We start from the raw sequence: 13,137 nt of genomic DNA on the forward strand, positions 1-13,137 counted from the left end.
CGGGCGCGCGACGCCTCACCGCCCGTCCAGCTCCACCAGGTAGGTCTCCGCGGGCGTCAACACATCCCGGCAGGTCAGGGTTCCCGAGGCACCCCGGTACGCCCCCGTCCCCCCGGTGACGGCCATCTCCACGACGCCTTCTCCGGTGCTCCACAGCGATTGCGCCGTGAGCTGCCCCTCGGGCAACTTCACCGACAGGACGCAACTGGTGGTCACCTTCCCCTGGTCGACCGCCGTCACCAGGCACGAGCTGCCGTCGGTCCCCACCGCCCTGCCGTCCCTGCCCAGCACGTTGGCGTACACGTAGTAGTCCCCCACGCCGACACCCGGCGCCCCGACGTCGACCAGGGTGTTCTTGTCCTGCAACACCTGCAGCACGAACTGCTTCCCGGAAGCGGCCGATGCCGACGGGACGCAGCAGATGAGGGCGCCCGCGGCGACCAGGCCGAGCAACGTCTTCTCCATGCCCCCCACCATGCCCGCCCGCAGGCGCGGCGAGGCGTGCAACAAGCTGCTGTGCACCCTCTTGCACCCGGCGGAACCTGGTCGCGGCACCCCCCTCGGGCAAGACTCGACACCAGCGAACGCACCCGATCGACAGGACGGGATGATGCTGGAAGTTGCCGCGCTGGGACCGAACGGGCCCTACCGCAGCCGCAGGCGCCTGACCGTGCCCGACGCCACGGGCACGGCGGCGGTCGACCTGAGCTGCGTCCCGGGGCTGGTGCTCGCGGACTGGGTCCGCACGCTGCGCAGCGCCGAACCGGTGCCCCCGGACGAGGCGCGGGCGGTGCTGGCCAAGGCCGCCGACGTCTTCGAGGCCCAGGACGTGCTCGGGGACAGCCTCCCGGCGCACGAGCTGCGGGTGGCGACCCTCACCGGGACACCGCTGCCCGTGGTGCGCGAGTGCGACGCGATGATCACCGCGAAGCTGCGCGACGTGGGCCGGGTGCTCGACCTGGCCACCCCGGCGGGGGCGGGCACCGACGTCGGCGGGCTGCGGCGGGGCGCCGTGTGGTGCAGGCGCGGGGAGGTGTTCGGCGTCAACGCGGCGGGCAACAGCCCCGGCGTGCACGCGCTGTGGCTGGAGGCGCTGGCCCTGGGCTACCGGGTGGTCGTCCGACCGTCCACCCGGGACCCGTTGACCGCGCACCGGTTGGTGACCGCGCTCCTCTCGGCGGGCCTGCCGCAGGACCGGCTGGTCCTGGCGCCCGGCGACCACGTGACCGCCGACGCCGTCGTCGAGCAGGCCGACCGGGTGCTGCTCTACGGGGGCCAAGCCGTGGTGGACCGGTACCGCGACCGCGCCGACGTCCTCACCCAGGGCCCCGGGCGCTCCAAGCTCGTCGTCGACGGCGATCACCGCACCGGCCTGGACCTGGCCGCGGCGGGCGTGCTCTACCACGCGGGCACCGCGTGCACCGCCACCACCGGCGTCCTGGTCACCCGGGAGCACCGCCGGTTCGCCGCGGACCTCGCCGACGCCCTGCGCGGGACCAGCACCGCCGCGCCCTGGCAGGACGACGCCACCCTGCCCGCGATGCCCGTGGAGCAGGCCGAGGCGCTCGTCGCGGACGTGCTCGCCCGGGTGGAGCCGCGGCAGGTGCGGCTGGCGCCGCGGGTCGAGCGGGTCGGCGGCACCGGGGCCGCGGTGCTCACCCCGGCTGTGGTCGAGCTCGACGACCCGCGCGACCCCCTGCTGGGCCACGAGGTCCCCTTCCCGTGCGCGTTCGTGGCGCCGTTCGACCGGTCCGAACCGGACCCGCTGTCGGGCTCGCTGGTGGTCTCCTTCGACACCGACGACCACGACCTGGTGCGGTGGGCCGTGGACCACCCGCTGGTGTCCAACGCCTACGTCGGGCACCCGACCTCCTGGCTGCACGCGGACGTGCCCCACGACGGCTTCCTCAGCGAGTTCCTCATGCGCTGCAAGGGCTTCGCCCGCACCGACCGCCAAGACCCCGCCGCCGAGACCTCTAGGAGTGGCAGATGAGAATCAGCTCCCGGCACGACCTGGAGTTCATGGAGCGGATCCAGCGGGAGGTGACCCGCGCCGACCACGACGACCACTACTACGGCACCAAGCTCGCCGCGGTGTGGGAACGCGCGCGGGAGACCACCGCCTACGCCCACCTCGGCGCGTACGGCGCGCAGGCGTTCCACGCGCTGCCGCCCACGTCCAAGGACCGGCTCAAGGCGCGGCCCCTGGAGTTCGCCCGCGTCAGCGTCGGTGACGCGCTGAAGTACTACCAGACCACCGGCACCACCGGCGTCCCCACACCGACCCCGCGCACGACCCTGGACACCATCGCGAACACCGTCTCGGTGGCCGAGGCCTGGCGGCCGCTGCTCGGCGGGACCGGGGAGCGCGCGCTCATCCTGCTGCCCTCGGACATCGTCCCCGTGGCGGACCTGATCGTCGGGGTGTGCGAGTTCCTCGACGTCCCGCACGTGAAGGCCTACCCCTACACCACCGGCATCTCGGACTGGGACCGCATCGAGTCGGTGTGGGAGGTCTTCCAGCCGACCGTGCTGTTCCTCGCACCCGGTGTGCTGCTCCAGCTCTCCCAGGTCCTCAAGCGCCGCGGGGTGCTGGACCGGATGCGGGCGCCCGTGCGCAAGATCATGCTGCTGGGCGAGGTGAGCACGCCGGAGCTGCGGGAGATGGTGGGCCGGTGGTGGGGCGCGCGGACCTACGACGCCAGCTACGGCAGCACCGAGAGCGGGACGCTGGCCGCCGCGTGCCCGCACGACCGGTTGCACCTGCTCAGCGCGTCCAACCACTTCGAGGTCGTCAGCGACGGGGCGGTCGTGCCCGCGCGTGCCGGGGCGAGCGGCAGGCTCGTCGTCACGCCGCTGAACAACGACGCCCGCCCGCTGCTGCGCCTGGACATGGGGGACGAGGTCAGCCTGGGCGAGGGCTGCCCCTGCGGGTCGGCGGGCCTGGTGGTGACCGTGCACGGCAGGGGCAGCGACGGCACCCCGGTCAAGGGCGTGCGGGTGCGGACCCGGGACCTGGAGGGGGTCGTCTACGGGTCCGGGGACGTCCTGGGCTACCTGGTCGAGGTCGACGGCGCGGGCACCTGGGCCCGGCTCGTGCTCGAACGCGACCCCGCGGCCGACCGGGCCACCGAGGACCAGCGGGTCGAGCAGGTCGGGCTGCGCACCGCCGAGCGGCTCGGCTTCGCCTGGGACGAGGTCCGCTTCGCCAACCGGCTGCCGGTCACGACCAAGAGCGGCGGATCGCAGAAGAGCTGGAAGCGCTCGAACTTCCGCGTGCTGGAGGAGGTCCCCGCATGACCAGCGACGCGCTGCTCGACCCCGTGCCCGTCGTCTCCGGTGAGTCCGACCTGTGGTGCACCTACGCCGCCGTGCGCACCCTGCGCTGGCTGGACCGCACCGCGGACCTGCCCGACCCGGGCGCGGTCGCGGGCTTCCTGGCGTCCCGGCGCAACGCCGACGGCGGGTACGCGTGGTCGGCGGGCATGAACTCCGACGCCTGGGCCACCTACTACTGCACCCAGGCCGTGCGCGACCTCGGCGGCTCGGTGCCGTCGGAGGCCACCCACCCCAGCTCGGGGTGGGTGCTGGGCACGCACAACCCCGACGGCGGGTTCGCCATGACGCCCGGCCAGGCCTCCGACGTGTGGGCCACCTACTACGCCGTGCGGACCCTCGTCGAGGTGCACGGCGAGACCCCGCCGGAGTCCGTGCTGGGCTGGCTCGGCGGCCTGCAGGCCGCCGACGGCGGGTTGACCTGGAGCCCGGCGCACGCGGTCGGCGGCACCTCCGACGTGCGGGCCTGCTACTACGCCATCACCGCCTGGTCGACGATGACCGGCGGCACCGGCCCGCTGCCCTGGGACCGCGAGCGGCTGCTCGGCTGGTTGCGCGGCAAGCAGGGCGCGTCCGGCGGGTTCACCTTCCAGGACGGCGACGGCACCGACTGCCTGTGGGCCACCTTCCGCGCGACCAGCGCCCTGCGCAGGCTCGGCGCCGACCCGCGCGACCGCGACGGCTGCGTCGCCTGGATCCGCGGCAGGCTCGCCGCGGACGGGTCCTTCACCCGCTGGCCGGGCTACCCGGTGCAGGACGTCTGGGCGGCGTTCTGCGGCGTCGGGTCGCTGCGCGAACTCGGTGACGACACCCGCGACCTCGCCGACCGCGTGGTCCGGGCGGTGCTGTCGTTCCGGGTCGGTTCCGGCGGCTTCACCTACCGCGACCCGCGGCGCGCCGCCGACGTGCTGACCACGTCGGCGCACCTGCTGTCGGGCCGGCTCGGGGAGGCGGACCGGCACCGGGCGCTGCGGTGGATGGGCTCCTGCGTGCTGCCCAACGAGGACGGCGTGATGTACATGCCCGGCCGGGGCAGCGAGGTCCGCTGCACCCTGTGGGCGCTCAGCGCGGGCGCGCTGGCCGAGGACGGCGCGGCGCTCGCCCGGGTCGGCGATTGGTTGGTCACCAGCATCCAGAACCCCGACGGCGGTTTCGGCTACTGGGAAGGCCGCGCTTCGGACGTCGTGTCGACCTGCGCCGCCGCCGAGGTGCTGCACCTGGTCGGTGAGGAACCCGGCACGCCGGTGATGAAGGCGCTCGCGGGGTTCGCGGCGTCCTGCGAGGTCGCCCCCGGCGAGTTCGCGAACGTGCCGGGCGGCAGCCCCGCGCTGCGCCCGACGCTGCAAGCCCTGCGCGCCCTGCGCCGGGCGGGTGCGGCCGACGCCGGGGCCGCCGCGGCCGCGCTGGAGCGCCACCGGGTGCGCGGCGGCGGGTTCGCCAACGAGGGCAGGCGGCTGCCCGACCTGCTCAGCACCTACGAGGCCGTGCTGACCGCCGACGCGTTCGGCCTGGAGGTCGACCTCGACCACCTGCGCCGGTTCGTCGACCGCGTGCGGGTGGGCGCCGGGTCCGCGTGGACGCCGCTGGTGCGCGTCAGCGGCGGTCCGCTGGCCGACTGCCTGGGCGCGCGCCTGGACCTGCGCCTGGCGGGTGAGCCGCTGCCCGCCCTGACCATCTCCTGAGAGGGGTACGACCGTGCCGACCGTGGAAGTGACCAGCCCGCCGCTGACCCCGTCCGCCCGGCTGCGGGCCGCCGTGCGGCTGACCCGGTGGTTCGCCGCCCGGGGCTCGGACCCCGCGCACGTGGTCGTGCAGTTCCGCCCGGCGGAGCCGATGGCCTGCTTCGCGGGCGGGGTGCCGCTGAGCCGGTTCGAGGACGCGGCGGGTGAGCAGCGCGCGGCGGCGTGGGCGTTGGCGGTGTGCCACGTGCACCGCGACCGGGGCCCCGACTACCTGGCCGGCCTGGCCGAGGAGGTCCGCGCGGCGCTCGGGGTGGTCGACGGCCACTGCGTGGTGCGCTGCGAGCCCACCGACCCCGAGCGCGTGTTCTCCCTGCAAGACGGACAGATGACCGACAGCAGCCCCGCACTCGTGGGCGCCGCACAGGAAGGCCGTTGAGCCATGAGCACCACGACCACCGACCTGACCGAGACCACCGCCCGGGTGCGGGCCGTGCTGGAGCGGCGCTTCGGCGACGCGGGCCGCACCGTCGGGGCCACGGCCGACCTGGCCACCGCCCTGCCCAACTTCGACAGCCTGGCGGCGCTGGAGTTCGTCACCGCCGTCGAGGACGAGTTCGGCGTGGAGGTCGACTTCGTCGGCGACGACGTGCGCTACAGCTTCAGCACCGTGGACCGGGTCGTGGAGTACGTGGTCGAGCGCCTGGAGGACGCGGGGTGACCGACGTGGACGCGCAGGTGGTGTTCGAGACCTCCGGCAGCACCGGCCCCTCGCGCCGGTGGGTGCGCACCGGCGCCCAGATGCGGGCGGAGGTCGAGGTGGTGTCCGGGCGCACCACCGGCGAGGTCGACCTCGTCATCAACTACTCCCCGCCGCGGCACCTGTTCGGGGCGCTGTTCGGCGAATGGCTGCCGCGCCTGCGCGGTGTGCCCGCGGTGCAGGCGTGGGAGAGGCCCTTCGAGTTCCCCGACGTGCCCGCGGGCGCCCGCCTGCTGGTGGTGTGCGTGCCGATCGCGTGGGACCTGCTGCGCCGCAACCGGCGCACGCTGGAGCGCGCGCGGTCGGTGGTCGCGCTGCACAGCTCGGCGGCCCCGCCCCCGGCAGCGCGCCAACTCGTGGCGGACACCGGGATGGTCGCGCACGAGATCCTCGGCTCGACCGAGACCGGGGGGATCGCGCACCGCCCCCTCGACCCGTCGGCGCCGTGGCAGGTCCTCCCGGACGTGACCGTCGCGCACGACCGCGGCGACGACGCGGGCCCGCACCGGCTGGTGGTGCGCGGCCCGAGGTTGGCCCGCCGGGAGCAGGACCCGGCACCGCCCGCCAGCTGGGCCACCGGCGACCTCGTGGAGTTCACCGGGCCGGGACGGTTCCGGCTGCTGGGCAGGGAGTCCGACCTGGTGAAGGTCAACGGGGTCAAGGTGCACCTGGCCCAGGTCGAGCGGCAGCTCGGCGCGCGGCTGCCGGGCGCGCGGTGCGTCCCGGTGCCCGCTCCGCGCGATCCGCTGGCGGGCGAGGGCTACGCGGTGTTCTGGGCGAGCCGGGGACCGCGGCTGGGGGCCGCGGACATCCGGCGCGCGCTGCACGGGCTGCCCAGCCCGGTCCGCGTGGTCGAGCTGCCGAGCATCCCCACGACGCCGAGCGGGAAGCCGGACCGGCAGGCGCTCGGTCGCGCCCTGGCCGCGCGACCCGCCGCCCCGGCGGGCACCCGGGGAGGTGACCAGCACCGGTGAGCAGGTTGATCGTGATCACCGGCGCGAGCGCCGGGATCGGCAAGGCGACCGCGCACCGCTTCGCCGCCAACGGCGACGCGGTCCTGATGGTCGGCAGGCGCGAGACCGCCCTCGCCGCCGCGGGCGACGAACTGCGCGCGGCGGTGGGCGGTGCCGACGTCCGCCACGTCGCCCTCGACATGGGCGAGGTGGACTCGGTGCCCGCGCTCCAGGACGCGGTCGCGGCCACCGGGCTGCCCGTCCACGGGCTGCTCTGCTGCGCCGGGGGCACCGCGGGCACCGGCGAGGGCGTCAAGGCCGTCCTGTCGGAGTGGGACGAGGCCTACCGGACGAACGTGCTCACCGCCGTGCTGGCCACCGAGGGCTTGGTGGACCAGCTGGCCGATGGTGCGAGCGTCGTGCTCTACAGCTCCATCGCCGCCTACCGCGGCTCCGGCGGCACCGGCGCCTACGGGGCCGCGAAGGCGGCGCTGCACTCCTACGTCCACACCCTCGCCAACCGGCTGGGACCGCGGCGGATCACCGCCAACGCGATCGCCCCCGGGTACGTCGCCGAGACCGACTTCTTCGACGGGGCCATCGACCCCGACCGCGAGGCCGCGCTGGTCCGCCAGTCCGTGGTGGGTCGCGCGGGCGTCCCCGGCGACGTCGCGGGACTGGCGTTCTACCTGTGCTCGCCCGAGGCGGCTTACGTGACGTCCCAGATCATCCAAGTCAACGGCGGTCAGCGCCACGGCGTGTGAGCCGACGAACCAGGAAGGGGAACCGATGCCCTCCCGCGAACAGGCGGACCGGCACATCCAGGACATGATGCGCTGGCACTTCACCCCGGAGACCGGGTCGCGCTTCTGGCTGGACCGCAAGGACCGGCTCGGCTTCGACCCCGTCGCGGACATCCGGACGGTCGACGACGTCCTGCGCTTCCCCAACCTGGTCGACGAACTGCGCGACGTGCCCGTGGCCGACCTCATCCCGCGCGGGCTCGGCCCGGACGAGAAGGTGTTCGCCGTCTACGACAGCGGCGGCACCTCCGGCGCCCCGAAGCGCTTCGTGATGTTCGAGAGCTGGTTCGACGAGTACATGGCCTGGGAGAACTCGCACTACACCCAGGACGTCCGGGGCAACGCCCTGTCGCTGGGACCGACCGGCCCGCACATGCTCGGCGACTACTCCAAGCGCATCGCCGAGGCGCGCGGGGGCATCCGGTTCGCGATCGACCTGGACCCGAGGTGGGTCAAGCACCTGATCGCCGCCGGGGACACCGCGGGCGCCAAGGCCTACGTGGAGCACCTGGTGGACCAGGCGGAACTGGTGCTGGCCTCGCAGGACATCGCCATCCTGGTCGCCACCCCGCCGCTGCTGGCCAAGCTGGCCGAGCGCGGGTCGACCAGGGCGCTGGTGGCCGACAAGGTGCGCCTGGTCATCTGGACCGGCGCGCACATGGACCCGGACACCCTGGACCACCTGGCGTCCTCGGTCTTCCCCAAGGCCCAGTTCCGCGGTTCCTACGGCAGCACCACGGTCCTGAGCGGGACGGTCCAGCGGGAGGACCCGACCGGGGAGGTCACGTTCGACTCGTACGCCCCGCAGGTGTTCTACCGGGTCGTCGACCCGCGGACCCGGCAGCCGGTGGAGTACGGCGAGGAGGGCGCGGTGGTGATGAACTACATCACCAGGTACGGCCTGGTGCCCAACAGCCTGGAGCGCGACCTCGCCACGCGCGTGCCGAGCGCGTCGGGCGTCGGTGACTCCCTGCGCGACATCCACCCCGTCCAGGAGATGAACGGCCAGCGGATGATCGAGGGCGTGTACTGACCCATGCCCCAGCCGCTGACGCTGGACGGGCGGGAGCTCAGCCCGAGCGCGGTGGCCGACGTCGCCCGGCAGGACCACCCCCTGGTCCTGCTGGGCGACTCGGCTGTCGAGCGGATGGCGGCCTCCGTCGCGTCCAGGGACGAACTGCTCGCGCGCGCCATCCCCATCTACGGGGTCACCACGGGCTTCGGGGACAGCTGCGACCGCCAGATCTCCCCGGCCAAGGCCGCGGCCCTGCAGCGCAACATGGTCCTCTACCACCTCAACGGCGTCGGTCCCCCGGCCACCCCGGAGGTGGCGCGGGCGACGATGGTCATCCGGGCCAACTCCCTGGCCCGGGGCACCTCCGGCATCCGACCGGAGGTGGTGCGGACGCTGCTGGCCATGCTCGCGGCCGACGTGCTGCCCCTCATCCCCGAACGCGGCTCGGTCGGCGCCAGTGGTGACCTCGTGCCGCTGAGCTACCTGGCGGCGGCCCTCATCGGCGAGGGCGAGGTCCGCCACCGCGGCACCACCCGGCCCGCGGCGGACGCGCTCGCCGCGGAGGGCATCACCCCGGTCGTCCTGCAGCCGAAGGAGGGGCTGGCGCTGGTCAACGGCACCTCGTTCGCCGCCGCCTACGCCGTGCTGGCCCTGCGGGACGCCCAGCACGCCGTCCACGCCGCCGAGCTGGCCAGCGCGATGGTGCTGGAGGCGCTGCTGGGCAACGCCTCGGCCATGCACCCGTTCATCCACGAGAACAAGCCGCACCCCGGGCAGGTCGAGTCCGCCGCGGCGATCCGCGGGCTGCTGGCGGGCTCCGGGCTGGCGGTGTCCTCCGACGACATCTTCCTGCGCCGCGAGCGCCTGGGCGACCGGAGCTACCTGCACCTGGGCGACCGCGTGCAGGACCCGTACTCGATCCGCTGCGCGCCGCAGGTCATCGGCATCGCCAGGGACACCCTGCGGTGGGCCGGGCGGTGGCTGACCACGGAGATCAACTCCTCGACCGACAACCCCCTCTTCGACGGCGACGACCTGCACCTGGGCGGCAACTTCTACGCGGGCCACGTCGCACAGGCCATGGACGCCCTCAAGGTCGCCGCGGCCAACCTGGCGGGCCTGCTGGACCGCCAGCTGGCCGTCGTGGTCGACGAGAAGGTCAACCGCGGCCTGCCGCCCAACCTCATCACCCCCACCGGCCCCGGTGACCCGGAGTCGGGCCTGCACCACGGGTTCAAGGGGATGCAGATCGCGGCCTCGGCGGTGACCGCCGAGGCGCTCAAGGCGACCGCCCCCGCGTCGGTGTTCTCCCGGTCCACCGAGGCCCACAACCAGGACATCGTCAGCATGGGCACCATCGCCGCCCGGGACGCCAGGACGGTACTGGGCCTGGTCCGCGAGGTCACCGCCATCCACCTGCTGGCGCTGACCCGGGCGGTGGAGCTGCGCGGCGCCGCCGCGGCGAGCCCGGCGACCCGCCGCGCCATCGCCGCCATCCGGGCCCGGACCGCCCCGCACACCCGGGACCGGCGGATGGACGCCGACGTCGCGGCGGTCATGCGCCTGCTCGACCAGGGCGCGCTCTCCCCCTGATCCCCGCGCCTGGGCGGCGAGAAGCCGGGGTCGCGTGCGCGACCCCGGCTTCTCGCGTTCGGGAGCCCGCCGCCTAACGAGCCAGGGCGGTGGTCAGGGCGCTCGACAGCTCACCCGCGGGGTCCTCGGGGAGCCCGGTGCCCCGCCACACCACCACGGAGTCCGGTCGGACCAGCGACGCCCCGGACGCCGACACCCCGTACCGCGTCGCCCACTCCCCCGACTCGTCGCGGAGCAGGTCGCCGATGCGGTGGGCGTCCAGCTCGACACCCAGGTCCGAGGCGACCTCGCGCGCCGCGCCGACCCAGGTGTCGTCACCGGTGAGCAGCACGAACCCGCGCCCGAACAGGTCGTGGGTGGACAGCGTCCTGGTCCCGTCCGTCAGCTCGACGTGCGGCGCGCGCCCACCGGGGCTGCCGGTGGCCTCCCAGGGGTCCTCCTGCAGGGCCCCGTCGTCGTCGGGCTCGGTCAGCACGACCTCCGACCGGTAGCGGAAGCCCAGGAACTCCTTCGGCGTCGGGATCGGCGCGTCCGGGTCGGACGGGTTGTAGGAAGCCGGGATGCGCCCCTCGGACACCGCGGCGAGCCGCACCTCCCGCTCCAGCGTCACGTTCACGACCGGCTTGCGCTCGACCTCGTAGGTCGACAGCAACCGCTCACCCGCCTGCCCGCCCAGCACCAGCGCGAGCCGCCAGGACAGGTCGTAGGCGTCCTGGATGGCCAGGTTCCCACCCTGACCGCCGTTGGGCGGGCAGCTGTGCGCGGAGTCGCCCGCGAGGAACACGCGGCCCTCCCGGAAGCGGGCGGCGCGCTTGTGGCTGATGGCGAAGGAGCGGGCGTTGATGAAGGTGGGCTCGATCGAGGGGTCGCCGATGGCCGCGCGGATCCGCTCCAGGCACCGCGGCTCGGTGAAGTCGTCGGGCGTCTGGCCGCGCTCGGGGAAGTACTCCACCCACAGGGTGTGGCGGTCGGTGCCGTCGAGGATGAAGCTGGAGCCGGTCCCCGCGACGCCGATGACCTCCACCGCGCCCTTGTCCACGTAGGAGCTCAGGTCGGCGGTGAAGGTGATGACGTACATGTGGCCGAGCCTGCCGCGGCCCTCCACCGGGATGCCGAGGTCCTCGCGGATGCGGCTGTTCACCCCGTCCGCGGCGACCAGGTAGTCCGCCTCCACCTCGTATTCCCGCCCGGTGGCGACCTCGCGGACCCGGGCGGTCACCCCGGCCTCGTCCTGGGTGAACGAGACCAGCTCCACGCCGAAGCGCAGGGCGGCGCCCGCTTCCTCGGCGCACTGCCGCAGGATGGCCTCCACCTGCGCCTGCGAGACCCAGGCCAGGGGCGGGACCGGGGACAGCGGCGCCGGGTCCCGGTCGTCGACGGGCGGGTCGAGGAAGGCGCGGTCGGGGTCGGCCAGCGAGGCGCCGATGCTCATCCTGGGCCACCGCACGTCCTCGACGGCCGCGTCGAGGCGGGCGCCGACCCCGGGCAGGGTGCGCAGGAGCTCCTGCGTGCGCGCGTTCAACCCCCACGCCTTGGGCAGGGTCGAGGTGCCGGGGCGGCGCTCGACCAGGAGCGGGGGGACTCCGCGAGCCGCCAGGCTCAACGCGGTGGTGAGGCCGGTGTAGGCGCCGCCCACGACCAGCACGGGGACCTTGTGCTTCGTCACTGCTGCTCTCACTCCTCGGTGTCCGCTCGGTGCGCTCGACGCGCTGTGGTGCCTGCTGCCGCCGGGCCTCAGGCGGCGACGGTGGCCTTGCGACGGCCGCGCACGGCGGTGGCCAGGTCGTGCAGCGAGCGCACGGTGGCGTCCCAGCCCATGCACGCGTCCGTGACGCTCTGCCCGAAGACCGGTTCGGCCTGCCCGTCGAGGTCCTGGCGGCCCGGGACCAGGAAGCTCTCCAGCATCACGCCCCGGATGTCGGTGCAGCCCCCGGCCACCTGGTCGGCGATCTCGGCGGCGACCCGCGCCTGGCGCACGTGGTCCTTGCCGCAGTTGCCGTGGCTGGCATCGATGACGACCCCGGTGGGCAGGCCCGCCGCCGCCAGCTGCTCGACGGTGGACTCCACGTGCTCCGGGTGGTAGTTGGGGCGGTCCGCACCGCCGCGCAGGACGACGTGGCAGTCCGGGTTCCCGCTGGTGCGCAGCGCGACCACCCTGCCGTCCTGGCCCGGGGTCAGGTACGCCTGCGGCCTCGACGCGAACCGCATGGCGTCCAGGGCGACCTTCACCGAGCCGGTGCTGCCGTTCTTCATCCCCACCGGCATCGGCAGGCCACTGGCCAGCTGCCGGTGCACCTGGCTCTCCACCGTGCGGGCCCCGATCGCGCCCCACGACACCACGTCGGCCAGGTACGCCGGGGCCGACGGGCTGAGCCACTCCGTCGCCACCGGCAGCCCGCGCCCGGCGACCTGGAGCATGAGCGAGCGAGCGGCCCGCACCCCGCGGTCGAGGTCGAAGCCGCCGTCGAGGCCCGGGTCGGGCAGCAGCCCGGTCCACCCGGCCGAGGTGCGCGGCTTCTCCACGTACACCCGCATGACGACCACCAGGTCGTCGGCGAGGGCGGCGGCCACCCCGGCCAGCGACTCGGCGTAGGACAACCCCGCCTCCACGTCGTGGATGGAGCACGGGCCCACGACCGCGAGCAGGCGGTCGTCCCGGCCCGCGAGGACCGCGCGGGCGGCGGTCCTGCCCGCCCGCACCACCCGAGCCGTCGAGGCGGTCAGCGGCAGCTCCGAGCGGACCTCCGCGGGGCTGCTCACCGGGTGGGCCCTCCCGGCGCCGCCGGAGCCGGCGGTGGTGGGGTGGTTCTGCTTGGTCAAGACGTTGACGTTGCGCACCGTTCCCTCATCCCTCCTGCTGTCGCGCCGTTCGTGGCGGGCGACACGGTTTCCGGCTTCGAGCGTGGCCCACCGGGGTGGACGACCGGTAGCGCGGCGGCTCGCAACAAGGTGTCGTGCACCTAGCTGCGCAGGGTGCGCCCGCTGGGGCGGCAGGACG

At 74.5% G+C, this 13,137-nt stretch carries 12 protein-coding genes; 9 read left to right on the forward strand and 3 right to left on the reverse strand.

Annotation, left to right across the window (positions count from 1 at the left end; translation table 11 throughout):
* Positions 1-15: 15 nt before the first annotated feature.
* Positions 16-465, reverse strand: a complete 450-nt coding sequence (locus BJP25_RS16755) for an allene oxide cyclase barrel-like domain-containing protein (protein WP_143219126.1) — start codon at positions 463-465, stop codon at positions 16-18.
* Between the two features lie 142 nt (positions 466-607).
* Between BJP25_RS16755 and BJP25_RS16760 the strand changes: the two genes are divergently transcribed.
* The 9 genes from BJP25_RS16760 to BJP25_RS16800 are packed head-to-tail and all read left to right on the forward strand — an operon-like array spanning position 608 to position 10,139.
* A complete protein-coding gene (locus BJP25_RS16760; RefSeq protein WP_084794084.1) occupies positions 608-1,993 on the forward strand; it encodes an aldehyde dehydrogenase family protein in 1,386 nt (461 codons plus the stop codon).
* A complete protein-coding gene (locus BJP25_RS16765) occupies positions 1,990-3,300 on the forward strand; it encodes a phenylacetate--CoA ligase family protein (protein ID WP_075975820.1) in 1,311 nt (436 codons plus the stop codon). Before BJP25_RS16760 ends, BJP25_RS16765 begins: the two co-directional genes overlap by 4 nt.
* On the forward strand, positions 3,297-5,018 hold the full coding sequence (locus BJP25_RS16770) for a prenyltransferase/squalene oxidase repeat-containing protein (protein WP_075975821.1): 1,722 nt from the start codon (positions 3,297-3,299) through the stop codon (positions 5,016-5,018). The genes BJP25_RS16765 and BJP25_RS16770 overlap by 4 nt, the downstream gene beginning before the upstream one ends.
* Before the next feature lie 22 nt (positions 5,019-5,040).
* Positions 5,041-5,454 carry a hypothetical protein gene (locus BJP25_RS16775; protein ID WP_143219128.1) on the forward strand — a complete coding sequence of 138 codons (414 nt, stop codon included), beginning with the start codon at positions 5,041-5,043 and terminating at the stop codon, positions 5,452-5,454.
* A 3-nt stretch (positions 5,455-5,457) separates the two neighbouring features.
* Positions 5,458-5,736 carry an acyl carrier protein gene (locus BJP25_RS16780; protein ID WP_075975823.1) on the forward strand — a complete coding sequence of 93 codons (279 nt, stop codon included), beginning with the start codon at positions 5,458-5,460 and terminating at the stop codon, positions 5,734-5,736.
* Positions 5,733-6,749: a class I adenylate-forming enzyme family protein gene (locus BJP25_RS16785; RefSeq protein ID WP_084794085.1), complete on the forward strand. Its 1,017-nt coding sequence runs from the start codon at positions 5,733-5,735 to the stop codon at positions 6,747-6,749. Before BJP25_RS16780 ends, BJP25_RS16785 begins: the two co-directional genes overlap by 4 nt.
* On the forward strand, positions 6,746-7,492 hold the full coding sequence (locus BJP25_RS16790) for an SDR family NAD(P)-dependent oxidoreductase (RefSeq protein WP_075975824.1): 747 nt from the start codon (positions 6,746-6,748) through the stop codon (positions 7,490-7,492). The genes BJP25_RS16785 and BJP25_RS16790 overlap by 4 nt, the downstream gene beginning before the upstream one ends.
* 25 nt (positions 7,493-7,517) lie before the next feature.
* Positions 7,518-8,564 carry a phenylacetate--CoA ligase family protein gene (locus BJP25_RS16795; protein WP_075975825.1) on the forward strand — a complete coding sequence of 349 codons (1,047 nt, stop codon included), beginning with the start codon at positions 7,518-7,520 and terminating at the stop codon, positions 8,562-8,564.
* A 3-nt stretch (positions 8,565-8,567) separates the two neighbouring features.
* Entirely contained in the window at positions 8,568-10,139 is a 1,572-nt protein-coding gene (locus tag BJP25_RS16800; RefSeq protein ID WP_075975826.1) for an HAL/PAL/TAL family ammonia-lyase, read from the forward strand.
* A gap of 73 nt (positions 10,140-10,212) precedes the next feature.
* Here BJP25_RS16800 and BJP25_RS16805 read toward each other — a convergent pair whose 3' ends face one another.
* Positions 10,213-11,805, reverse strand: a complete 1,593-nt coding sequence (locus tag BJP25_RS16805) for an FAD-dependent monooxygenase (protein WP_075975827.1) — start codon at positions 11,803-11,805, stop codon at positions 10,213-10,215.
* Between the two features lie 68 nt (positions 11,806-11,873).
* Entirely contained in the window at positions 11,874-12,959 is a 1,086-nt protein-coding gene (locus BJP25_RS16810) for a 3-deoxy-7-phosphoheptulonate synthase (RefSeq protein ID WP_075975922.1), read from the reverse strand.
* Between the last annotated feature and the right edge of the window lie 178 nt (positions 12,960-13,137).

The sequence above is a fragment of the Actinokineospora bangkokensis genome (assembly GCF_001940455.1).
GTDB lineage: Bacteria > Actinomycetota > Actinomycetes > Mycobacteriales > Pseudonocardiaceae > Actinokineospora > Actinokineospora bangkokensis.